The sequence below is a fragment of the Rhodobacteraceae bacterium M385 genome (assembly GCA_025141835.1).
In the GTDB taxonomy this organism is placed as follows: Bacteria; Pseudomonadota; Alphaproteobacteria; order Rhodobacterales; family Rhodobacteraceae; genus Gymnodinialimonas.
Genome location: CP081102.1, coordinates 1,294,099 through 1,318,806, shown reverse-complemented (window position 1 = coordinate 1,318,806; position 24,708 = coordinate 1,294,099). Strand labels below are relative to the sequence as shown.

The window sequence follows — 24,708 nt, the reverse complement described above, 5'->3', positions numbered from 1 at the left end:
TGTGACCCTTTCGCCGCGTCCAACGCCTTTGCTCATGGCGCGACTGGCAAGCAAATGCAACGCGTCGCACCCGTCCCCTTTTACAGGGCACCACGGGGGTTGCCTTCGCGCCGGACCAAAGCCACCTTCGCGCCTAACTAGTACCGACCCATTTGCCACGCGCCCCGTGGCTGGCAGGCAAAACTAAGGATGGCTCCATGACGCTGCGCTTCTTCTCTGACAAAAAGCGCCCTGTGCATATGGGACACTACCCAACGGAGCGCCTTCTTCGCGCACAGAAATCCCCGGACCTGTCCGCCGTCCCATCCACGCCGCAACTGTCCTTCACCGACAGCGCCGCCCCCCATTCCATCATCAACGCAATGCGCGAACATCAGGCGATGTTGGACGCGATCCGGGATGGCTTGGTGAACAAAGCCGTGGCCGAGGCCCCTACTGATCCGCGCGAACGGGCCGACCACCTGAAAGCGTTCGGCTACTTCTCGGACGCGGCCCTTGTGGGCATCTGCAAGCTGCCCGACACGGCCCATCTCGCCGTGCCCCATGTGAACCCCGATGTCAGCCGCCTTGCCAGCGATCTGCGCACCCGTCAAACCAAGACGCTGGCCGCCGGGATCGATATGATCATGGCCGATCTGCGCGACAGTATGGAGGCGCCGCCCTCGGGGATCGAAGGACACACCCATGCGCTTGTCTTCCTGTTTGAGAACCCCCGCGACCCTGAACCGGACGAAGTTGGGACTGGTTGGATCAAAGACGCTGCAGCGCATCGCGCGGGGCTTTTGGCCTCGGAAGCGGCGGTTATTCTGGCCAATTACCTGCGTGTTCTGGGCTATCCCTCTCGGGGGCATACGGCCTCCAGCTCGGACGTGGATTTGAACAAACTTGCCGTCGCGGCGGGCCTTGCAACGGTCGAAGACGGCGCGTTGCATCATCCCTATATCGGCACCCGCTTTGGTCTGGCCGCTGTGACAACGACCTTCGACATGGCCACCGACATGCCCCTTGCGCCAATGCGCGACCAGCCGAAATCAGCCTTTGGTCTTGGCTGGAAGTTGGGCACCACCTCGGCCAAGAACGCTCTCAACTCGGTGCCCTATGCCAAGCGCCGGTTCGTCGATGGTGCCCACCCGTTTGAAACCCTCAAGCGCGTGGACACCCCCACCACCTATATTGACGAGCCTAACGTCCCCCGTGTCCCCAAACGAGCCGATATGTTTGCGCGTGGGCAATTTGGCGACATGGGAAAGAAGATGCAGGATGCCGCGAAGGGCGGACACTACGTGCGCAAGGCCGCCCCCTCGATGGCGCAACGCCGCGCGTTGGGGGCGTTTGTGTTGTTACAAGACGGAGCCTCGGCCCCGGACAAAACTCCATTGGACCCGCAAGAGGCGGCCGAGCTTATCAAGGCCACCAGCTATTGGCTTGGGGCCGACGCCGTGGGCATTTCCCGCTGCCCCGAATGGGCGTGGTACAGCCACGATGCGCGCGGAGAGGTGATTGACCCGCCCCACGACCAATCAATCAATATGATTATTGACCAAGGCTATGAGACGATGGAAGGCTCCAGCGGCGACGACTGGATCGCCGTCGCTCAATCCATGCGGGCCTATCTGCGGTTCTCTTTGATTGGCGGGGTGATCGCCAAGCAAATCCGCAACCTCGGCTACAAGGCCAAAGCCCATACGGTGATGGACGGTGAAGTGCTGCAACCACCGCTTTTGTTGTTATCGGGTCTTGGTGAGGTCAGCCGTATCGGAGAGGTCATTCTGAACCCCTTCCTCGGCCCGCGCCTGAAGTCCGGCACTGTGACCACCGACCTGCCCCTCGCCTCTGACAAACCGATTGATTTCGGCCTGCAAAGCTTCTGCGAAAGCTGCAACAAATGCGCCCGTGAATGCCCCTCGGGCGCGATTACGGCGGGACCGAAGCTGATGTTCAACGGCTACGAGATCTGGAAATCCGACAGCCAGAAGTGCGCCACCTACCGCGTCACGACGCCGGGCGGGGCCATGTGCGGGCGCTGCATGAAAACCTGTCCCTGGAACCTTGAAGGTCTTTTCAAGGAAAAGCCGTTCCGATGGGCGGCGATGAATGTGCCCGCGCTGGCACCGGCTTTAGCCAAGCTGGATGATGTGGTGGAAAACGGAACTCTTAACCCCGTTAAGAAATGGTGGTGGGACCTGGAGATTCAGGAGGACGGCGGCTACCGCCCGACCCAGAACCCGGTGAACACGCGGGCCCTGCAAAAAGACTTGGACCTGCGGGCCGAGGATCAGACGCTGGCCGTCTACCCTGCCCCGCTCGCCCCGCATCCCTACCCCTATCCGTTCCCGATGGACCGCGAGGCCGGCATTGCTGCCTACCAAGCGATGATAACCGCGGATGAATACAAATCGCTTCTAGAACGCGACGAAACGGGCCACCTGCACATCTACACCGCCGAAGGCGAAAGCCCTGTCATCCAAGTGGAAATCACCCGCGCCGAGCAAAGCGCAGACGGGGTGATGATCTACGAATTTACCCCCGTGGATGGTGGCCTACTGCCCGAATGGCAGGCGGGCGCGCATCTGGATATCGTCGTCGCGCCAGAGTTTCTGCGCCAATACTCCATGTCGGGCGACCCGGCGGATCGAACCAAGTATCAGATTGCCGTGTTACGCGAAGATGCGGGCCGGGGTGGGTCGCTTTTGCTGCACCGGATTTTCAACAAGGGTCGCCGGGTGTTCATCTCTCGCCCCATTAACCACTTTCCCCTGGATGCAACGGCCAGCAAATCCTACCTGATGGGCGGCGGCATTGGCATCACCCCGATGATCGCCATGGCCCATGAGCTTCACGCCGCGGGCCGTGTGTTTGAGATGCATTATTCTGGCCGCTCTCGCGCCACCATGGGCCTGTTGCCTGAAATCGCAGCGGCCCCTTGGGCGTACCAAGTGCGCTATCATATCACCGATGAAGGCACGCGCGCAGATTTTGCCGCCCTTTTGGCGGGGGCCGAGAAAGGCGCGCACCTCTATACCTGCGGTGCGGATCGCTACATGAGCAGCGTCATGGAAGCCGCTGAAAACGCAGGATTCCCCGAGGAAGCGCGGCACCTGGAATATTTCTCTACCCCCGAAGTGCCGGACTACGTGAACCACGAGTTCACCCTGAAACTGGCCCGCTCAGGCCGGACCCTAACGGTGCCCGCCGACAAATCCGCCACCGACGTGCTGGCGGAAAACGGCGTCCACGTGGATGTGAAATGCTCGGACGGGATCTGTGGCGTGTGCAAATGCGGGTTGATCGCCGGAGAGGTCGAGCACCGCGACTTCGTCTTGTCCAAGGCGCAGCGCAAAACCGGGGTGATCCTGTGCCAAAGCCGCGCAGCTACAGCAGGCGGCGAGATCGAGGTTGATCTGTAACCAAGTCGCCCAAAGCCCGCGCCGTTAACACACTAACCCGTTACAGCGGCTAGATTTGTCCCTAAGATCAGCGACAACAGCGGCGAAGGGAATGAAATGACACCGATGATCCACCCGGTTCTGTTGTGTGGCGGCTCTGGCACGCGGCTCTGGCCGCTTTCGCGCAAGTCCTTTCCGAAGCAATTCGTGAAGCTGGTGGACGAGGAAAGCCTGTTCCAAACCTCTGCCCGGCGCTTTTGCGCCCCTGAATTCACGCCGCCGACGCTGGTCACGGCCTCGGATTTCCGCTTTGTAGTGCTGGAGCAACTGGCCGCTATCGAGATCGGTGCGGCGCAGGTCTTGATCGAACCCACAGCCAAGAACACCGCCGCCGCCATCTGTGCCGCCGCCCTCGCACTGGAGGCCAAGACCCCCGGCGCAATGATGTTGGTTGTGCCCTCGGACCACGTGATCCCCGACGATGCCCGGTTCCGCGACGCTGTGATTTCCGGGACCGCCGCCGCACAAGCGGGCCAGATCGTTACCTTTGGCATCCGCCCAAGCCACCCGGAAACTGGCTATGGCTGGTTAGAGCTATCCCAAGCCCCCGACGCCGCCTGCTCCCCTACCCCGCAACCCCTGCGCTCCTTTGTAGAAAAGCCTGATCTGGCGACGGCAGAGCGGCTAATGGCCGGAGGGATGCATCTGTGGAACGCAGGCATCTTCCTGTTTTCCACCACCACGATTCTGAAGGCATTTGCGACCCACGCACCCGATACGCTTTCCCACACCCGCACCGCGTATCAAGACGCGGAACTAGACCTTGGCTTCACCCGTCTGGCCCCCGCCCCGTGGGAGGAATTGCCAAACACGTCAATTGATTATGCCGTGATGGAAAGGGCCGACAACATGACAGTGGTGCCCTATGGCGGCGCGTGGTCGGACCTTGGGGATTGGGACGCCGTGTGGCGCAATGGCTCGGCACACGCGGACGGCGTTGTCAGCATGGGGCCCACATCGGCGCTGGACTGCGAAGACACCTTGCTGCACGCCACCGCCCCGGCACAGCAATTGGTGGGGATCGGCCTGAAAGACATCATCGCTGTCGCCATGCCCGACGCTGTTCTGGTGGCCCACAAGGACCGGGCGCAAGACGTGAAAGACGCGGTGGCGCAGATGAAAGCCACTGGGGTCGCGCAGGCTGAAACGCTGCCCCGCGATTACCGTCCCTGGGGCTGGTACGAAAGCCTCGTCGTTGGCCCGCGCTTCCAAGTGAAACGGATCGTTGTGCATCCCGGCGCGTCGCTTAGCCTGCAAAGCCATCAGCGGCGGGCAGAGCATTGGGTCGTGGTCGAGGGGACTGCAAAGGTCACGATCCACGACAAGGTCTCGCGTGTGACCGAGAACCAATCGGTCTACATCCCCGTTGGCGCGAAACATCGGATGGAAAACCCCGGCGACACCCCCCTGACGCTGATCGAGGTGCAGACCGGCACCTATTTCGGCGAGGATGATATCATTCGGTATGAGGATAAATACGCTCGGGACTTGGGCGGGACGCAATGAAGCCCCTTACCTGCTTCAAGGCAAATGACGTCCGCGGCCGCCTAGACGTGGATCTGGATGCAGAGATTGCCTACCGGATCGGCCGCGCCTTTGCCGAGGTGTTAGAGGCCAAAGCAGTGGTCTTGGGCCGCGATATACGGGCCTCGTCCAAGATGCTAGCCGACGCCGTGGTTGCGGCCCTTACGGACGCAGGATGTGAGGTGTTCGATCTTGGCCTTTCGGGCACGGAAGAGATGTATCACGCCACATCGCAGTTCAAAGCCGACGGCGGAATTTGCGTGACCGCCTCCCATAACCCGATGGATTTCAATGGGATGAAGCTGGTGCAAGCCGGCTCTGCTCCGCTGGACGCAGACCGGAGCCTTTCGCACATCAAGGAACGGGCCGAGGCGGCCGATTTCGCGGCCCCAAAGGCCATTGGCCGGATCATAGACATCTCCGAAAAGGCGCGGGCCGCCTATGTCGACTGTGTCGTGGCATTTGCGGACGTCAGCACCCTCAAACCTCTGAAGATCCTTGTGAATGCGGGTCACGGCACCGCTGGCCCCACGTTCGATGCCATCGCAGAGCGGCTCACACAAATGGGCAGTCCGTTGCGCTTTGAGAGGCTTTTCCACTCCCCCGATGGTACCTTTCCTCAAGGCATCCCAAACCCGCTTCTGCCCGAAAACCATGCCGCAACCGCCGATGCGGTCAAGGCCACAGGGGCGGATTTCGGCGTAGCGTGGGATGGCGATTTTGACCGGTGTTTTTTCTTCGACCACACAGGTGCGTTTGTGGATGGCGAATATGTCGTGGGGCTTCTGGCACAGGCGTTTTTGGCGCAACATCCCGGCGAGACGATCATTCATGACCCTCGGGTGATCTGGAACACGCGCGACTTGGTGGCCAAGGCAGGTGGGCGGGCCGAGCAAAGCCTGACGGGACACGCTTTTATCAAGCGCAAGATGCGCGACTCCAATGCCATCTACGGCGGAGAGATGTCAGCGCACCATTACTTCCGTGATTTCGCCTATTGCGATAGCGGCATGATCCCCTGGATCTTGGTCGCCAACCTCGTCAGCGCCCACGGCCCCTTGGCCGACCTTGTCGCGGCCCGCAAAGCGGCGTTTCCCTCCTCGGGCGAGCTGAACTTCACGATAGATGACCCAAGCGCCGCGCTAGCCCGCGTCAAAGCCGCTTTCGCATCTGAGGCGGTAGGCGTTGATCAAATGGACGGGCTCGGGATCGACATGGGAACTTGGCGCTTCAACCTGCGGCGCTCCAACACCGAAGCGCTGGTGCGACTTAACGTGGAAGCCCGAAAAGACGCGCGGCTGGTGGCGCAAGGGGTCGAACGGGTGAAGGCGGCATTGGCCGAGCAATAGCCCAGTAGCCGCCTTGCCCTTAGTCGTTCGCGTAGTAGCCTGAGGAATAACCATCGTAGCCATATTGGCCGCCGTAGCCGTAGCCCTTCATCTTCTTTTGATCCACTTGGGTCAAAACAGCCCCATCCACGGGATGGCCGATAGAATTCATCATTTCCAGACCTTGGCGCACTTGGGTGCGAGTGGTGAAGCCCCAGCGCACGGCAAACACGCTCACGTCGGCATAGCGGGAAAGGACCCGAGCGTCAGGCACGGCCAAAACCGGCGGGCTGTCGATGATAATGTGGTCATAGCGCTCGCGCAGTTTCTTGATCAGATCGCCAAAGCGACGCGATTCAAACAAGTCAGCGGCGTTAAAATCCCCGCCCGACCCCATCAACACTTCCACCCCAAGATCAGGGTCACGCAGGTCCATGCCATCCAAGTTGGCTTTGCCCAACAGAACATCGAGCAGTTTCACACCGGTCGGGCGATCCTCCTCCACATAGGCGCGCAGCGTTTGGCGACGGATATCGGCTTCCAGAAGAAGGACGCGACGCCCTTCTAACGAGCCCAAGTAGCGCGCCAAGGCCAATGACATCGTGGTTTTGCCCTCCCCCGGGATCGAGGAGGTGACAAGGATAACCTGTGGCTCTTCGTCAGGGCTGACCATCAAAATGGAGGTCCTCAGGTTGCGAACAGCCTCTGCAAAGATCGAGTTCGGCTTGTCCTTCAGGCGCTGAAGAACATCCTTGCGCCCTCGTACGGACATGGCGGGCAACGCGCCAAGCGCTTTCACGCCCACGAGGCTTTTCAATTCGTCCGTCGTGCGGAACCCGGCAAACCGCCATTCGCGGATTAGCACAATTGCAGACCCGACCATCGCGCCCAAAATAGCCATCAACGCCATCATCAACATGACCCGCGGGCTAGACTGTCCGCGCGGTACCGCCTCGGACAACACGATGCTATCGGCCGTCTCTAGGCCCTGCTGAATGCTGGCTTCTTGCAGACGCGTCAGGAAGGTTTCGTACAGCAGGCGCGACGCTGCGACTTCGCGATCCAACTGCTGCATGGCAATCAACTCGTCCGATTGCAGCGACACTTGCGCTGTCAATTCTTCGGCGGACCGACGCAGAGAGGCCAGCTGGGTTTCATTGCGACGGATGTCGTCCCCGATGCTGGAAGCGATGTCCAACAACGCGACCTGCGTGGCCTCGGCTTCCAATCGCCCGGCGCGGAAACGCTGGATGATCCCCGTGAACCGTGTATCGCCAGAGGCTTCCAGCACGGCCAGCAACGCGTCAAAGTCATCCGCGCCCTCGATCGCCGCTTGCAGTGCCTGATCCTCGGCCAAGCGAACTTGCGCGTCCTCGACCCGCTCACGCAGGTCACGCAATTGCAGGTTTTGCGCCTGCAACAGTTCGGCATCAATCACGTTAGAGGCTTCCATGCGCTGCGCCAGTTCCTGCTCCAACGCCTCAACGTTTGCCTCAAGTTCGGTGGTACGCTCCGACAGGAATTCAATCGCACGTGTCGCGTCGTCCAGCTTCTGACGGATCTGATTGTCTATATAGATCTCAGCCAGCGCATTAACGATTGCGGCCGACTTATTTGGGTCGGTGGTCGTGATCTGAATATTGAACGCCAGCGATTGGCGGATATTGGAGACCGAAAGGCTTGCGACCACAACGTCAATGACGCGGTTGCGTATTTGGTCATCGCTGAACGTCGGACGTTCCCCGCCCGAAAGGGTCTGCATAACCCGCGACAAAAGGCTGGGAGGCGCGAGAACTGAATTGAATTCCGGGTCATCTACAAGATTTTGCTCATCAACCAAGCGCCCCACCAGAGAGCGCGACAGAAGCACTTCCACTTCTGTATTCAAGCCGACGGTATCAATGCCGCCGCCTGAGAAGATGCTTTCAATGTCGCCGATGACCTGCTGCTGTTCGCCGTTAAAGGCAATCGTCGCCCGTGCGGGGTACATCGGCACAGCCACCCGCGTCGCATAAAGAAACGCGCCTACAATTCCGATAAGCGCGACAAGAATGATCCAAAGCTTGCCGCGCCAAAGTACGGCAAAAAGGGCTACCAGATCAATTTCGTCGGAGTCTACATTTGCGTTCGCTTCAGCTGCTCGGGTCATATCTCGGATCACTATTGAAATTTTGCCTACGTTTAGGCGGCATTCCAAAGCAATGCTAGGCATTAGTCCGCGCCTGTACCGGGGAAACACCGCGTTAACGCATCACTTTTCAAGCATCTACGGTGGATCACAAAAACGGGCCAAGGAACTTGCTTAAAAACGTGCCCGCAACCGCAGTTGTCTAGGGACGGCAAGCGGATGCTAAAGCCTTGTCATACGGGTAAAGACCCCTCTTGGGCGGACACGTGTGCCTGTCTCTATCGGGCTCATGCTGTGACCGTCAGAGGAGCGGCGGACCCGATCTTTAAGGGTCCGAGGCGTTAACCTATTGTCGGCAAATTCCCGCCGAATAGGTTAACGGTTTCGGTGCAAACGTCGGAAGCCTCCGCCCCACCCCTATGCCGCTTCCCGCAGGGCCAGAGTCGCCCGTACCGCCTGCAAGGCGGGGGCCGTCAAAATGGCGCTGTATTCCGCCACACGGGCGGCGTTGAAATGTCCTTCTGCATCCAGAAGGTTCACCGTGGCCAGCAACGTGCCATTGTCGATGATCGGCAGGTTCATCACCGATCCGCACCCAAGAGAGCCGATAAGTTCATAGTCAGGAAAGACTTTAGCAATGTCGGCCAAGGTATTGGCCACAAAGCATTCGTGACGGCCGTGGACGATGTCGAACCAATCGTTGCGGGTGATCGGCTTGGTGCCAGAGGCGGGATAGGCCTCGGGCATATTGGAATAGGCACGCCGCGCAAGGCCCGCTTCCATATCAACCGTCATCACAGTCCACAGGCGCACGGGCGCCAATGCGTTGCTCAGGCGGTATAGCGCCTCTAGTACCGCATCTTCGGTGGTGGCTGCTGCAAGGTCTGTGTCGAACTGTGCCTGTGCTGTTTCTGCCTGCGTCATGGGAAGCTCCTGTTATTATGCGTTATTTCCGCCACTCGCGGCGTAAAGGCTTTGGGTGTAGGGATCGGTGAAACTGCCATCGTGCAATGCCGTGGCGGGCGCAATTTCGACAATTCGGCCTTTGTTCATCACCGCCATGCGGTCACACATGAAGCTGACCACCGGTAGATTATGGGTGACCATCAGATAGGTCAGCCCCCGTTCCGCCCGCAGGCGTTTAAGAAGGTTGAGGATCTCCGCCTGCACCGACACGTCGAGGGCGCTGGTCGGTTCGTCCAGCAGCATCACCTCAGGCTCCAGCATCAGGGCGCGGGCGATGGCGACGCGCTGGCGTTGGCCGCCGGACATCTGGTGCGGATACCGAAACCGGAATCGCGCATCGAGCCCCACATCGGACAGCACTTTTTGCACCCGCGCGTCCTTGTCACCGATCCCGTGGATCGCCAAAGGCTCTGACAGAACCGCATCCACGGTTTTGCGCGGGTGAAGCGAGCCGTAGGGGTCTTGAAACACCATCTGCACTTGTGCGGCCAAGGCTCGGTTAGGCTTGTGGGGGCCGGGTTGGCCCAACACTTCCATCGTGCCGGTCCATTCCGACGCAAGACCACACAACGCCTTGAGAACGGTGGACTTGCCCGAGCCGCTTTCCCCCACCAAGGCGAAGCTTTCGCCCTTGGCCACATCGAAGGAGACATCATGGACAACGCGCAAGCCGTCGTAGGAAATGTTGAGGTTGCTCAGAGAGATAGCCGGGGCGGTCATGTGGTACGCTCCATCACGGGCAGGGTTTCGCGCGTTTCGTGCATTTGCGGCACAGCAGCCAGAAGGCCCCGCGTGTAGGGATGGGTCGCCTTATGCAGATCTTTCGCGGCACAGCTTTCCACCACGCGGCCCGAGTTCATCACTAGGATGCGGTCGCAGTAGCGGGCGACCAGCGGCAGGTCGTGGCTAATCAAGATCAGCCCCATGCCTTGGGGGTTGACCGTGTTGCCGCCCACCAGATCGTTGATCAGCGCCAAGACGTCGCCCTGCACGCTGACATCCAACGCGCTAGTCGGCTCGTCCGCAATTAGCAGGCGGGGGCGCGGGATCAGCATCATCGCGATCATCACACGCTGGCCCATGCCGCCCGACAGCTCATGGGCATACATGCGGGCCACACGCTCGGGGTCGTTGATCCGAACGGCCTCCAACATCTGGTGAACGCGGGCTTTGATCTCGGAGCGGGGTAGGCGCTCATGGGTGCGCAGGGCCTCGGCGATCTGTGCGCCGATGGTCATCACCGGGTTCAGGGAATAGCGCGGATCTTGCATGATCATCGAGATCTTCGCGCCGCGCATCTGCCGCATCTGCCGTTCGGACAGGGCGCCTAGGTCTTGCCCCTCAGAAGCGATTTTGCCCGAGACTTGCCCGGGCCGCCGGATCAGGCGCAGGATCGCACGGCCGGTCATCGACTTGCCCGACCCGCTTTCACCCACGATCCCAAGGCGCTCCTGCCCCAGATCAAAGGACACGCCGTCCACCACATTCACCCGGCCCTTGGGCGTGGGGAAACTAACGGTGAGGTCTTTAACAGAAAGTAGGCTCATCCCTTACGCTCCGATTTTGGGTCCAACACGTCGCGCAGACCGTCCCCAAGGAAACAGAAACCAAGCGACACAAGGATGATTGCGAAGCCGGGGAAGGTCGAAACCCACCACTGGTCGTAGATGAACGAGCGTCCGCCCGAGATCATCGCGCCCCATTCCGGTTCGGGCGGTTGCGCACCAAGACCCAGAAAGCCGAGGCCCGCCGCCGTCAGGATGATCCCCGCCATATCAAGGGTGACGCGCACGATCATCGACGAGGTGCAAAGCGGCAGCACATGGCGCGTGATGATGCGGGTGTGCGACGCGCCCAACAGGCGGGCCGCGGCCACAAACTCCGAATTGCGAAGGGTCAGCGTTTCTGCCCGCGCAATCCGCGCATAGGCGGGCCATGTGGTGATGGCGATGGCGATAATCGCGTTCTCGATCCCCGGCCCGAGGGCGGCGGCGAAGGCAAGGGCCAGCACCAGCTTCGGCATCGAGAGGAACACATCGGTAACGCCCATCAGGGCGCGGTCGATCCAGCCCCCGAAATAGCCCGAGATCGCCCCGATCAACAGTCCAAGGGGGGCTGAAATGATCGCTACCAAGGCCACAATCTGCAAGGTGATCTGCGCACCATGGACGACACGGGCAAAGATATCGCGGCCCAATTGATCCGTGCCGAACCAATGAGCAGCCGAGGGCGGCTCTAGCCGACGATCAAGAAACTGCCCACCGGGGCCGCCCGGCGCGATGGTGTCGGCAAAGATCGCCGTCAGGACCAACGCCGCAATGATAAGCGCCCCCGCCACAGCGAGCGGATTGCGCAACATGTCTTGCGTAATCCGGTAAGCGCGCCCCGATGCGGCTTGAAGGCGGGAAGAGGGGCTATCGTCAATGAGCCAAGCGTGCATCTTAACGGCTCCCTTCGCGGCTACGGGGGTCTAGGACGCGGTAGAGCACGTCGGACACCTTGTTAATCATGATAAACACCGCGCCAATCACCAACGTCGCGCCCAGCACGGCATTCATGTCGGCGTTGAAAAGCGCAGTGGTCAGGTAGTTGCCGATGCCGGGCCAGGAAAACACGGTCTCAATCATTACTGACCCTTCCAGCAGGCCCGCGTAGCTTAGGCCGATGACGGTAATCAGGGGCACCCGGATCGAGCCGAAGGCATGGACCCAGATCACCCGCCATTCCGGCACACCCTTCACGCGGGCGGTGGTGACGTATTCTTGGCTCAACTGATCCAGCATGAACGACCGCGTCATCCGTGCGATATAGGCCAGCGAAAAGACCGCAAGGATCGAGGCGGGAAGGATGATATGCGACCACGCGCTTTTCACGACTTCCCAATCGCCATCAAGCACGGCATCGACAGTAAGGAGGCCGGTCACGACGGGGGTTATTCCGTCGTAATAGATACTCACCCGGCCCGGCCCTTCGACCCAGCCAAGCCACGCGTAAAACACCGCAAGGCCCACGAGACCCAACCAGAAGGCAGGCACCGAATAGCCCAACAGTGCGAAGACGCGGATCACCTGATCCACCCAGCTACCTTGCCATGCGGCCGCCAATACCCCTGCGGGTACGCCAAGGCCGACGCCGATTAAGATGCCAAGGGTCGCCATCTCCAAGGTGGCTGGAAACACCCGGGCAAGGTCTTCCGCCACGGGGCGGTTGGTCGAGGTGGACATGCCCATATCGAATCGCAGCACATCGCCGACGTAGCTGACAAACTGCACAATTAATGGGCGATCGAGGCCCATAGCGATGCGTGCGACCTCATATTGCTCTGGTGTCGCGCGGTCACCGACCACCGACAAAACAGGATCAATTGGCACCACGCGACCAATGAAGAAAGTCAGCGCCAGAAGGCCCAGAAACGTCAGCGCCACAACGATGACAAACCGCAGAATGCCTACTGTTGTGCTGCCAATTGGGCCTGATTTGATGTCTTGAAATGCCATCTTTGTGGGGGCTCCTTTGGCGAGAATGAAGGTGGCGCCATTTCACGACGATGTAACATTTTGCTTGGATTTGGCAAATAGTTTTGGTTAGATCAAAAAAATTGTGGTGAAAGTCGATCAATCGTCAAACCACAGGGGGAGCGAAGAATGGCAAGACCAAAGAGCGACAAAGACCCCGCCCTAGGCGCGTTGATCCGCAAGCGGCGCAAGCAACTGGATCTGACGTTGCAGGCGCTTTGCGACGCGGCAGGATTGTCGGTTGGCTATCTCAGCCAGGTGGAGCGCGGACAATCGACCCCCTCGCTTGGCACGTTGGCGCAAATCGCCCAGGCGCTGTCGGTCGGGCTGGAGTACTTCATCACTACGCCCAAGCCATCTGACAGCCTGACACGGGCGGGCGCGCGGCCTCAGTTCTCGATCGACGGTTCGTCCATCATGTACGAATCCGTAAGCGCGGATTTCCCCGGCGCCGAATTGTCGAGCTACATTTTGCACGTCCCCGCCGGATATGCCTCGGAAGTGGTCAGCCACGAAGGCGAAGAGATCATCTTTCTGCTGGACGGCGAAATCACCCAGACCCTTGGCGGTCAGACCTTCATTTTACAACAGGGGGACAGCCTGCACTACACCGGCTCAACCCCCCATTCGTGGTCCAATGAGACCCAAAGCACGACGCGCATTTTGTGGACCGGCACCCTTTCGGTGCTGCAACGCAAGGGCGCGGTCAAACTACCCGAAATGAACCCGGCCAATTCCAATGGCTAACCTGAAACCAGCACGGAGTTAAAACCCATGAAAATGCTGAAACCCGCCCTACTGTCGGCGATGCTGGCCTTGCCGCTGGCCACGCCCGCAGCGCACGCGGATACCCCTGCGGATATCCTCGTTGTGGCCCAGAACATCGACGACATTGTCGCGATTGACCCGGCGCAGGCCTATGAATTCACCTCCGGTGAATTGGTCACGAACACCTACGACCGTTTGGTGCAATACGATGCCGAAGACACCACCGTTCTGGCCGCTGGCCTTGCGGAATCTTGGGAAATCGACGCCGAAGCAAAGACCATCGTTTTCACCCTGCGTGACGGCGTGACGTTCCACTCCGGCAACCCACTGCGTGGCGAAGACGTTGTAGGCTCGTTCTCTCGGGTTGTGCAGTTGAACCTGACACCGGCCTTCATTCTGACCCAACTGGGTTGGACGCCTGAAAACGTGGGCGAGATGGTCACAGCCGACGGCAACACCGTTACCGTACGCTACGATGGCGACTTCTCCCCTGCCTTCGTGATGAACGTGCTGGCTTCGCGCCCCGCGTCCATCGTGGATATCGAAACGGCGATGGCCAACGAAGTTGACGGCGACATGGGCAACGCTTGGCTGAACGCCAACACTGCTGGTACTGGCCCGTTCTCTCTCAACACCTTCCGCGCGGCTGAATTGATCCGCATGGATGCCAACCCCGACTACTTCAACGGCGCCCCTGCCATTGATGGCGTCATCATCCGTCACGTTGCCGAAAGCGCCACACAGCAACTACTGCTGGAAGCTGGTGACGTGGATATCGCGCGCAACCTGACGCCCGACCAGATCGCCGCGCTGGACGCGGACGCGCTGCAAGTGGACACGTTCCCGCAAGCCGCCGTTCACTTCCTGTCGTTCAACCAGAACGTCGAAAGCCTGACACCCCCCGCCGTTTGGGAAGCTGCCCGTTATCTGGTGGACTATGAGGGCATGACCAACTCGATCATCGCCGGTCAAATGGAAGTTCATCAGGCATTCTGGCCCGAAGGTTTCCCCGGTGCCCTGACCGACACGCCCTATTCCTACGACCCAGAGCGTGCCGCGCAAATCCTTGAGGATGCAGGCATCGAACTGCCGATCACCGTCACACTCGACGTGATTAACGCAGCCCCCTTCACCGACATGGCGCAATCGCTGCAGGCCTCTTTCGCCGAAGCAGGGATCGAGTTCGAAATTCTGCCCGGCACCGGTTCGCAGGTCATCACCCGCTACCGTGATCGTAGCCACGAAGCGATGTTGCTGTATTGGGGCCCGGACTTCATGGACCCCCACTCCAACGCCAAAGCCTTCGCCTACAACTCTGACAACCGGCAGGAGACCTACACCGCCACAACCACTTGGCGGAACTCCTGGGCCGTTCCAGAAGAGATGAACGAGATGACTCGCGCCGCTCTGACAGAATCCGATCCCGCGGTTCGTGAGGAAATGTATCTGGAGCTTCAGCGTCGCGTTCAGGCGGAATCGCCCATCGTGATCATGTTCCAAGCCTCCTACCAAGTGGGCATGGCCGAGAACGTCAGCGGCTACGTCAACGGCGCGACTTCGGACTTCGTGTTCTACCGCCTTGTAGACAAAAGCTGATCGCAACCACCCTTTTCGCCGGCCTCCAACGGGGCCGGCGATATTCGTTTTGACCTTTTCCAAAGACTAATGGGGCCAGAGATGGACATTTATAAAGACCGCCTTGCGCGTTTGCGGGCGCGGATGACCGAGACAGGCACCGACCTTGTTGCCCTTGGCCCCACCAGCCATATGACGTGGCTGTCGGGCGCTGATCCCCATGGCGATGAACGCCCGGTGATGCTGTTGGTCAGCCAAAGCCACGCGGGTTTTCTGATGCCTGTGCTCAACGCTAACTCCGTGCGGCAGGCGACGGATCTTCCGTTTGAAACCTGGAGCGATGAGCAAGGCCCAAGCGCCGCGCTGGACCGCTTGTTGCAGACCTGTGGCGTCACCGACGCGGGCCAATCCGTCGCCCTGGACGAGGCGATGCGCGCCGATTTTGCGCTGCTGTTGATTGACGCCATGGACGCGCCGAAACGGCGCTTCTCGGTCGATACTCTGGGCCATCTGCGGGCCATGAAGGACACGGCGGAAATTGACGCCCTGCGAGCCTGCGCCCACCTTAACGATGCCGCAGCCACCGCCGCCTTTGCCGCTCTGCGGGTCGGCATGACGGAACGTGACGTGCAGACGGTGATCCACGATTACTACAAAGCCCATGGTGCGAAGCCTGAATTCACCATCATCGGCTTCGGCGAAAACGGCGCCTTCCCGCACCACCACACAGGCGACACGGTGCTGCAAGACAACATGGCCGTACTGATCGACACCGGTTGCCGGATCGGCGGCTACCCCAGCGATATGACCCGCTGTGGCTGGTTCGGCGATACACCGTCCGACGAATTCCGGAAGGTCACTGAGGTCGTGGAAAACGCCGTGCAGGCCGCCATGGCCGTTGTGCGCCCCGGCGTTGTGGCGAAGGACATCGACGCCGCCGCCCGCGGCGTGATCGAGGCAGCGGGATACGGCGAGTATTTCGTGCATCGCACCGGCCACGGCCTTGGCATCGACATCCACGAGCCACCCTACATTACCGCCACCTCTGAAACGGTAATGCACGCGGGCAACGTCTTTTCCATCGAGCCGGGGATCTACCTGACCGGCCAATTTGGCGTGCGCCTTGAAGATATCGTCGTGGCGACCGACAGTGGGGCCGACATCCTTTCGGCCTTGCCGCGCACCATCTGGACACCCGCAAGCACGTCCAACTGACACGACCCCAGCGCCAAGGGGGGAACCCAAGCCCCTTCCCTTGGTGCGCCTTAAACATAACCCAAGTACCGGGGCCTTTGCGGCCCAGAACCTTTGAACAGCACACGAGGCGGCCCATGCGGCGGAAACTGATCCTTGATACCGACGGCGGCGTAGACGACGCGCAGGCTTTGCTGATGTTGCTTGCCGCAAACCATGGGCCGGACATGATCCTGACGGTGTTTGGCAACGTGGATTTGCCGACCGCCACGGGGAACATCCTGTCGGTTTTAGCAGTCGCAGGGAGCGACGATATTCCGGTACATATGGGCGCAGATCGCCCGTTGGTGCAGCCCTTCACCCACGCCAAGGAAATCCACGGCGATGATGGCTTGGGCGGCGCACCGCGTCCTACCACAATCCCCGAGCCCGCAAGCGCCGATGCTGTGGGCGTTCTGATCGACACGCTCCGCGCGGCAGCAAGTGCTAACGACAAGGTCGATCTGCTGCTGATCGGCCCGCTCACGAACCTTGGCCTCGCCCTGCGGATCGCGCCCGATTGCGTGGCGGGGATCGGGCAAGTGACGATCATGGGCGGCTCCATCCACGGGCGCGGTAACGTGACCCCGGCGGCAGAATTCAACATCTTCTCGGACCCCGAAGCGGCGGCTATCGTCTTTGCCGCAGAGATTGAGACCGTTCTGGTTCCGTGGGAAGTCTGCACCGACCATCGGATCAGCGGTGAGACGGTAGACCAGATGCTGGCCAACGCGCCCGAAACGGCGACCAAGCCGTTCTCTGCCGCCCTCGTGAAACATGCGCGCGGGATTATCCATGGCTACACCGGCAAGGATTACTTCCGCTTCGTCGACCCGCTCGCCGCCGCCTACGTCATCGACCCCTCCATCATGACCCGGTCGCTTCAGGCCTCCGTTGACGTGGCGCTCGCCCCCGGCATCACGCGGGGGATGACCGTCGTGGACCCCTCGGGCCGTCTCGGCACCCCGAAGATCACCCTGCTGGAAGAGGCAGACATGGCCCGCGTCAGCGCGTTCTACGAGGCCTCTATCCCCTGCAAGGTCCCGGAAGGCACGGCGCGATGACGGCACAGAACCATCCCACCGACGCGCTGATCAACGCCGCCGACGAGGTGAAAATCCGCCAACGCCTCGTGCGCGTATCTCTTGGTCATGAGCCCGCCGATACGCGGCTTCGGGTGGGCAAATTGCTCGACGTGCATTCGCGTATGTGGCTGACGGATCAAGAAATTATCATGTCGGGCCGCCGCATCGCCTATGTCGGCCCCGCTGGCAGCTACCCCGGCGAGGTCGCGCAAGACGTGCACGAGCCGGACCTGATGGCGGTTCCCGGCTTTGGCGAAGGGCACAAACATATCGAATCCTCTCACGTCACGCCGGAGTGGGAGGCGGCACTTGTCCTGCCCCATGGCAACACCTGGACCTGCGAGGCGAGCCACGAGTTTTCCAACGTGAACGGCCCGCGCAACCTTGAATTCTGGTTCAAGGCGCGGCTTGAAGGCAGCCCGCAAAAGATCTTCCCCCTGCCCGGCTCTGCCGTGCCGCCGACTGCTTATGAATGGGGCGGCGGGCATTTCGGATATGACGAACAACTGGGGTTCATGACCGACAACATGATGGTTGCAGGACTAGACGAGGTGATGGACTGGCCCGCCGTCTGGAACCCGGAAAACCCCTCCTACGACCGTCTTTGGGGTATGATCGAGGCCACGTTCGAGAAGCGCGGCGTGGTTGAAGGCCACGCGGCGGGTATCCGCGATATGGCGACGATCAACGCCTTTGCGGCGGCAGGGCTGGCCTCGGATCACGAGGCTTGGACGACCGAGGAAGTCTTGGACAAACTGCGGCGCGGTCTGTTCATGGAACTGCGCCCCCACTCGCTCACGGAAATGGTGCGCGGGCTGATCGAGGCCGGACTGTCGGATTGGAGCCAGTTTGCCCTGACCACCGATGACCGCTCCTGTTCGGACACGCTGAAGATGGGGGCCACGGATTACAACGTGCGCCTTGCGATCGACGCGGGGCTGGCGCCGGAAATTGCGATCCAGATGGTCACGATCAACCCCGCCCGCCACATGCGCCTGACGCCTTGGGTTGGCTCCATCGCACCGGGGCGTTTTGGCGATATTGTGTTGTTGGACGACCTGCAAAACCTGTCCATCGCCAAGGTTTGGGCGGATGGAGAACTGGTTGCGGACAACGGCGTTTATCTTAAGCCCGTGCCCAAGATCGATTGGCCCGATTGGGCAACGCAGACAGTAAACATCACCCGCGACATGACCGCGGATGACTTCGCGATCAAGGCCGATCCGGGACGCGAAACCATGACAGCGGCGCTTCTGCGCCCATTCCATTGGGACGACAACTTCATCGAGATGGAGCTGCCCGTTGAGGGCGGACTTGTGCAGCGCGATACCGCACGCAACGTGACCAAATTCGCCATCGTTGACCGGTTCTCGGGCGAAGGCAAAACCGCCGCCATGTTCTGGCTCGGCACTGGGCCAAGCTCGCCAGACACCGCGTTGGCCTGTTCCATGGGCCACGACAAACACAACATTTGGGCGGTCGGATCATCGGACGCTGCAATGGCGCAGGCGGTAAATGCCTTGCGTGAAACACAAGGCGGTTGGGCGTTGGTCCGAGAGGGCGAACTGGTCGCTACGGTCCGCTATGAAGTGGGCGGGTTGATGACCTGTCGCGCGCCGCAGGAACTCGATGCCGAGATGCAAAACCTCTACGCCGAGGGTGCGAAGATCGACTGGATGTTCGAGCCGACTTTCAGCCCCAGATGGTTCCCGGGCTTCCCGGAACGTCTGGCTTTCGCCACCCTGACCTGCGCCCCTTGGCGGTGGGTTTTGGTGGCCCCGTCAGAGCTTGCACCGCAGGGATTCGTCAACGTCGCAACGGGAGAGACTCATCGGGTCGTTTGGTAGGCCAAAGCTCAGTAAACTGACTTAAATTCAGTCAGTTAGATAATTACTAGGCAAGTGACCTTAAGGGCAACTTGTCACATTCGGGGGTGGGACATAGCCTACCTGTATTCTCGGCCTGACATTGCTGTCAGGCATTCACAAACCTGGGGAAGATCATGAAAAAACTATCCACTTCGCGCATCGCGGCAGCCTCTGTCGCCGCCATGCTGGCGGCAACGCCTGCACTGGCCCAAGACCGCACGTTCACCATTTCCTGGTGGGGCTTCAACGGCGATGCGCTGCAAGAGATCATCGTCGATCCGTTCCAAGAGATGTGCGACTGCGAAGTCATCTTCGAGACCGGCAACAACTCGGACCGGTTGAGCCGCCTTCAGTTGCGCGGCGGTGAAGGGGTGGACGTGATCTATCTGACCGACCGCTTCTCGCAATTGGGTATCGAACTGGGCCTTTTCCAGCCGATCGACCGGGCGCAAGTGCCTAATATTGATGAACTTTACGACCTCGCGCAGACGCCGCAGGGTGAATATGGCCCGGCCTATTCAATCGGTCGCGTCGGCATCGTTTACAACGCTGACGAAGTTGAAGCGCCGATCACATCCTGGAATGACCTGTGGCGCGAAGATCTGGCGGGCTCCGTTTCCCTGCCCGGTATCACCACCACCGCGGGCCCCATGGTCGTGCTGCGCGCGGGCGAACGGGCGGGTGTGAACGCTTACGACGACCCTGACGCGGCATTCGCCGAAGTGTCCGAGCTTCAGCCAAACATCCTGACCAACTACAACACCGGCTCCGAGATGATTAACCTCTTCTCCACCGGCGAAATCACCGTCTCCATGGCGCAGGATTTCGCACTGGGTCGCCTTCAGGCGGCTGTGCCGTCGGTCGTTTGGGCCGATCTGGACGATGGCGCGATTGCCACGCTCAACACCATCAACATCCCCACCGGGTCCGAAAACGTCGAACTGGCGCACCAGTTCCTGAACTTCGTTCTCTCCACTGAAATCCAGCAAACACTGGCCGAACGCGGCGTGGATGCGCCCGTGAACAACGGTGTGGACCTGACCGAGGAGCAAGCCGCCCCTTGGACCTACGGCGATGAGATGATTTCGAGCCTGAACCAGATCGACTACGTGCCGCTGAACGCGAACCTGACGTCGTGGATCGACCGCTGGAACGAAATCTTCGGCATGTAAGCCGATCTTCTACATGAATCCTCGGGGCGGCCCCAAGCTGCCCCGAGACCCTGACCTCCGGCACCGGAAACTGCCCTATGAATAAAATAACTGGCTGGATTTTATCGTCTCCGGCGACCCTTGCGGTGTCGCTGTTTCTGATCATTCCGGTGGCCGCTACGATCTCTTTCACCTTTACCGCGCCGGGGGGCACCTTTGCCCCCTACGTGGATTTCTTCGCCTCTGGCTTTCAGCGCACGGTGCTTTGGCGCACGTTCGAGATCGCGGCCTTAACCACGGTGATTTCCCTGATCTTCGGCCTGCTCACCGCCTTTGTGGTATCGCGTAGCCCACCGTGGATGAAATCCGTGCTCATCGTTCTGGCGGTATTCCCATTGCTCACCGGCGTTGTGGTACGTTCCTTCGCTTGGCTGATCATTTTGGGGCGCAACGGCGTTTTGAATAACAGCTTGGAATGGTTAGGAATAATCGAACGCCCCTTGGCCCTTCTCTATAGCCAAACGGCGGTGGTGCTGGCGTTGATCTATATCTTTATCCCCCTGATGATCCTGGTGCTGATCGGCGTGTTGGAAAACATCCCCGATGACCTGTTGCAGGCCAGCGCGTCCCTTGGGGCCCCGCCCACAAAGACCTTCATTCAGGTGATCTTGCCGCTGGCCACGCCGGGCCTGATCGTGGGGGCCGTGCTGGTTTTCACTGCCAGTTTCACCTCTTACGCGACCCCGCATCTTCTGGGGGGGACACGTCAGATGATGATGGGCACCTTCCTGCATCAACGCGCGATGACGTCCTTTGACTGGGTCAGTGCCTCGACCGTGGCGGCGATCATGGTGGTGGTGATTGTCACCACGGTTCTGGTCATGACGCGCATCGCCAAGCGCCTTAACCCGATGGCTTCCTGATATGACAAACCGCATCCACCCATTGCTGATCCTGATGACCATTCTGGTCTACATCTTCTTGCTTGGCCCGCTGATTATCATCTTCGGGGCCTCGGTCTCGGACACCACGTTCCTGGCCTTCCCACCCCAAGGGCTGACGCTGCATTGGTTCGAGAACATCTGGGAAATCTCGGCCTTCCGCCGAACCATCGTGACCTCATTGCAGGTCGCATTCCTCGGCACGTTCTTCGCGCTGTTAATCGGTATTCCCGCCGCCTACGCCCTAAACCGCCACCGCATCTACTTGCCAGGTTGGCTCTCGACCCTATTCGTGCTGCCCATTCTGGTGCCCGAAATCGTCATTGGTTTCTCACTGCTCCGCTCGGTCAACGTCGGCCTTGGCGCGCCTGTATTCGTGTCGCTTCTGATCGGCCACACCCTTCTGGTGCTGCCCTATGTGGTGCGGGTAATTTCCGCCTCGCTCGCGTCGTTCGACTTCTCGATCGAGGAAGCGGCGATTTCCCTTGGCAGCCATCCGGTGAAATCCTTCTTCACCATCGTTTTGCCCAACATCCGGGCGGGCGTGATTGCGGCATTCATACTGGCGTTCATCACCTCCATCAATGACGTGTCGGTGTCCCTGTTCCTGACCGGGCCGGGCATCTCCACGCTTCCGATCCAAATTCTCGCCCATGTCGAGCAATTCTTCGACCCGACCGTCGCGTCGGTGTCCGTGTTGCTTATGGGGCTGACCATCATCGTCATGGTTATCGTCGAGCGGACGCTCGGCCTGACCATCGTGGCGAAATAAAAGGCACTTCCCCATGACCCTGCCCCTTTCCATCGACAATATCACCGCCCACTACGGCAAGACCAAGGTGCTGGAGGATTTGTCGCTTAACGTCGGTGACGGCGAACTCGTCTCGCTTCTGGGCGCGTCGGGCTGTGGCAAGACCACGACCCTGCGCCTTGTGGCCGGCTTCATGCAGCCCACCAGCGGCGCGATCCGCTTGGGCGACAAAGACCTGACGAAGCTGCCCGCCCATGGACGCGACATTGGCCTTGTGTTCCAAAGCTACGCTTTGTTCCCGCACCTCAGCGTGATGCAAAACGTGGCCTTCGGCCTGAAACAGCGCAAACTGCCTTCGGCCGAGCAACGCACCCGCGCCATGCAAATGCTGGACCGTGTGGGGCTGTCGCATCTGGCGGACCGTCTGCCGGGTGAGCTTTCCGGCGGCCAAAAGCAGCGCGTGGCGCTGGCCCGCGCCTTGGTGATCGAGCCGCCGCTTCTGATGTTTGATGAACCTCTGTCAAACCTCGACGCCAAGCTGCGCGTTGATATGCGCGTGGAAATCCGAGAGCTTCAGCGCGCCAACGGCACCACGGCCCTGTATGTGACCCACGATCAGGAAGAGGCGTTCTCGATCTCGGACCGGGTGGCGATCATGAACCAGGGCCGGATCATGCAATTGGACACGCCCGAAACCCTCTACCAACGGCCCGCCAACAGCTTTGTAGCGCGGTTTGTAGGGTTCGAGAACCTGATTGAGCTGAAGGTGCAATCCCGCGACGGCGAGATGGTCACAGCCGTTGCCAATGACGGTACAACGCTTTCGCTGTCGCAAGACCGTTTGGGGGCTATTCCTGATGCGTTCATCCTTGCCACGCGCCCGGACGGATTGACCGTTACCAAGGCGGAAGGGGCCGAAGGGTTGCCCGCCACCTTGGGGCTGCGCACCTATCTGGGCCGAGCGTATCAATATCAATGCGCCTTTGCGGGTACGCAGTTGTTGGCTAACGGATCGCTCGCGACCCCGTTTGAGCCCGGCACGGGCGCCGTTTTGGTCCCCAACCCGGACCAATGCGCGATCTTGCAGCCGGAATGAAAACCCTTCTGACAAACGCATGGATCATCGCGGTGGACGCCGCGATGACCGAGCACCCACGCGGCTGGCTCCTGATCGAGGACGGCAAGATCGCCGCCCTCGGCGACGGCACCCCGCCCGACGCGCCGGGCGCTGAGGTCCGCGATATGGGTGGCGATATCGTCATGCCGGGCATGGTGAACCCCCATTGCCACATGGCCATGTCCCTATTCCGTGGCCTCGGCGAAGATGTGGACGACCGCCTGTTCCGCTACATGCTGCCGCTGGAACGCAAGTTCGTGTCGCCCCAGATGGTCCGCGCTGGCTCTGCCCTATCGGCGTTGGAAATGATTATGGGCGGCGTCACTTGCGTCGCCGATATGTACTACCACGAAACCGAGGTGGCCGATGTCATTGGCGCATCGGGTATGCGCGGCGTTGTCGGGCAAACGCTGGCCGATTTCGATCCCCCCGATCACCGCGATTTTGACGAAGGCTTTGCCCTGTGTGACGCGCTGGCCGATCATTGCGCCGACATGCCCCTTGTAACCGCCTCCATCGCGCCGCACGCGCCCTATTCAACGGGAATGGCGGTGCTGGAACGGGTCGTGGATTGGCACGAAGCCCACCCCGAGACGCGCATCCAAATCCATCTGGCCGAGACCGAGCCAGAGGCCGCTTGGGCCATGAAAACTCACGGCAAAAGCACCACCGCTGTTTGCGAGCAAGCGGGCCTGCTGAAACCTGGCACCATCGCCGCCCATTGCCTTCTGGTGGATGATGCCGACATTGCGACGCTGGCGCGCACCGGCACGCGCGTGGCCCATAACGCGCGCTCCAACGGCAAGGCGGGGCGCGGCATGGCGAGGGTCGATGACATGCGCCGCGCGGGCATTCCCGTGGGCATCGCCACCGATGGCCCGATGAGCGGTAACACCCTCGATCTGTTCTCTCAATTCGGAGTGGTGTCGATCTTTGCCAAGGTTCTTGGCGGCTCTCGCAAGCCATTGCCCACCCGCGATGTGATCCGCATGGCGACCCTGGAGGGCGCGCAGGTTCTGGGCCTTGATGATGTCACCGGGTCGCTGGAAGTCGGCAAGCAAGCCGACCTGATCCGCGTGGACCTGTCTGCGCCGCGAATGCAGCCGATCTACGATCCCTATTCCGTCCTCGTGTTTGCCACCAAGCCCGATGATGTGCGCGACGTGATGGTCGCGGGCAACTGGCTGATGCGCGACCGCCTTGTCGAAACACTGGAGCCTGCCGCCGTGTTGGCCGATGCCAACCAAGTCGCCGGTCAGTTCCGTTCCGAAATCGCCGCCATTGATGCGGCCCGAGCCGCGAAAGAGTAACC

At 60.6% G+C, this 24,708-nt stretch carries 19 protein-coding genes; 13 read left to right on the top strand and 6 right to left on the bottom strand.

Annotated elements, in window-relative coordinates:
- The first annotated feature begins 197 nt into the window (after positions 1–197).
- The 3 genes from K3728_06435 (at position 198) to K3728_06425 (ending at position 6,319) form a co-directional block, all read left to right on the top strand.
- Positions 198–3,407 (top strand): reductive dehalogenase, encoded by a 3,210-nt coding sequence (locus K3728_06435; GenBank protein ID UWQ96850.1) that lies wholly within the window; start codon positions 198–200, stop codon positions 3,405–3,407.
- A gap of 96 nt (positions 3,408–3,503) precedes the next feature.
- A complete protein-coding gene (locus K3728_06430; protein ID UWQ96849.1) occupies positions 3,504–4,952 on the top strand; it encodes a mannose-1-phosphate guanylyltransferase/mannose-6-phosphate isomerase in 1,449 nt (482 codons plus the stop codon).
- Entirely contained in the window at positions 4,949–6,319 is a 1,371-nt protein-coding gene (locus K3728_06425; GenBank protein ID UWQ96848.1) for a phosphomannomutase, read from the top strand. Before K3728_06430 ends, K3728_06425 begins: the two co-directional genes overlap by 4 nt.
- Positions 6,320–6,338: 19 nt before the next feature.
- Here the strand turns inward: K3728_06425 and K3728_06420 are convergent, their stop codons facing one another.
- The 6 genes from K3728_06420 to K3728_06395 form a co-directional block, all read right to left on the bottom strand.
- Positions 6,339–8,447, bottom strand: coding sequence for an AAA family ATPase (locus tag K3728_06420; protein ID UWQ96847.1), 2,109 nt, complete (start codon positions 8,445–8,447; stop codon positions 6,339–6,341).
- Positions 8,448–8,843: 396 nt separating this feature from the next.
- Entirely contained in the window at positions 8,844–9,350 is a 507-nt protein-coding gene (locus K3728_06415) for a GAF domain-containing protein (protein ID UWQ96846.1), read from the bottom strand.
- Between the two features lie 15 nt (positions 9,351–9,365).
- Entirely contained in the window at positions 9,366–10,112 is a 747-nt protein-coding gene (locus K3728_06410; protein ID UWQ96845.1) for an ABC transporter ATP-binding protein, read from the bottom strand.
- Positions 10,109–10,939, bottom strand: coding sequence for an ABC transporter ATP-binding protein (locus tag K3728_06405; protein UWQ96844.1), 831 nt, complete (start codon positions 10,937–10,939; stop codon positions 10,109–10,111). Before K3728_06405 ends, K3728_06410 begins: the two co-directional genes overlap by 4 nt.
- A complete protein-coding gene (locus K3728_06400; GenBank protein UWQ96843.1) occupies positions 10,936–11,832 on the bottom strand; it encodes an ABC transporter permease in 897 nt (298 codons plus the stop codon). The genes K3728_06405 and K3728_06400 overlap by 4 nt, the downstream gene beginning before the upstream one ends.
- Position 11,833: 1 nt before the next feature.
- Complete coding sequence (locus tag K3728_06395; protein ID UWQ96842.1) at positions 11,834–12,889, bottom strand: ABC transporter permease; 1,056 nt, start codon at positions 12,887–12,889, stop codon at positions 11,834–11,836.
- A 147-nt stretch (positions 12,890–13,036) separates the two neighbouring features.
- Between K3728_06395 and K3728_06390 the strand changes: the two genes are divergently transcribed.
- The 10 genes from K3728_06390 to K3728_06345 all read left to right on the top strand — a co-directional run bounded on the left by K3728_06390 (position 13,037) and on the right by K3728_06345 (position 24,706).
- Positions 13,037–13,654 carry a helix-turn-helix domain-containing protein gene (locus tag K3728_06390; GenBank protein ID UWQ96841.1) on the top strand — a complete coding sequence of 206 codons (618 nt, stop codon included), beginning with the start codon at positions 13,037–13,039 and terminating at the stop codon, positions 13,652–13,654.
- A 27-nt stretch (positions 13,655–13,681) separates the two neighbouring features.
- The gene (locus tag K3728_06385; GenBank protein ID UWQ96840.1) at positions 13,682–15,271 is read left to right on the top strand and encodes an ABC transporter substrate-binding protein; all 1,590 of its coding nucleotides are present in this window, start codon (positions 13,682–13,684) and stop codon (positions 15,269–15,271) included.
- A gap of 81 nt (positions 15,272–15,352) precedes the next feature.
- On the top strand, positions 15,353–16,465 hold the full coding sequence (locus tag K3728_06380) for a Xaa-Pro peptidase family protein (protein UWQ96839.1): 1,113 nt from the start codon (positions 15,353–15,355) through the stop codon (positions 16,463–16,465).
- A 116-nt stretch (positions 16,466–16,581) separates the two neighbouring features.
- Positions 16,582–17,547 carry a nucleoside hydrolase gene (locus tag K3728_06375; protein ID UWQ96838.1) on the top strand — a complete coding sequence of 322 codons (966 nt, stop codon included), beginning with the start codon at positions 16,582–16,584 and terminating at the stop codon, positions 17,545–17,547.
- Positions 17,544–19,415, top strand: a complete 1,872-nt coding sequence (locus K3728_06370) for an amidohydrolase family protein (GenBank protein ID UWQ96837.1) — start codon at positions 17,544–17,546, stop codon at positions 19,413–19,415. Before K3728_06375 ends, K3728_06370 begins: the two co-directional genes overlap by 4 nt.
- 155 nt (positions 19,416–19,570) lie before the next feature.
- A complete protein-coding gene (locus K3728_06365) occupies positions 19,571–20,608 on the top strand; it encodes an ABC transporter substrate-binding protein (GenBank protein UWQ96836.1) in 1,038 nt (345 codons plus the stop codon).
- Positions 20,609–20,685: 77 nt separating this feature from the next.
- Positions 20,686–21,510: an ABC transporter permease gene (locus tag K3728_06360; protein ID UWQ96835.1), complete on the top strand. Its 825-nt coding sequence runs from the start codon at positions 20,686–20,688 to the stop codon at positions 21,508–21,510.
- Position 21,511: 1 nt separating this feature from the next.
- Entirely contained in the window at positions 21,512–22,300 is a 789-nt protein-coding gene (locus K3728_06355; protein UWQ96834.1) for an ABC transporter permease, read from the top strand.
- Positions 22,301–22,313: 13 nt separating this feature from the next.
- Positions 22,314–23,375, top strand: coding sequence for an ABC transporter ATP-binding protein (locus K3728_06350; protein ID UWQ96833.1), 1,062 nt, complete (start codon positions 22,314–22,316; stop codon positions 23,373–23,375).
- On the top strand, positions 23,372–24,706 hold the full coding sequence (locus K3728_06345) for an amidohydrolase (GenBank protein UWQ96832.1): 1,335 nt from the start codon (positions 23,372–23,374) through the stop codon (positions 24,704–24,706). The genes K3728_06350 and K3728_06345 overlap by 4 nt, the downstream gene beginning before the upstream one ends.
- Positions 24,707–24,708: the final 2 nt, after the last annotated feature.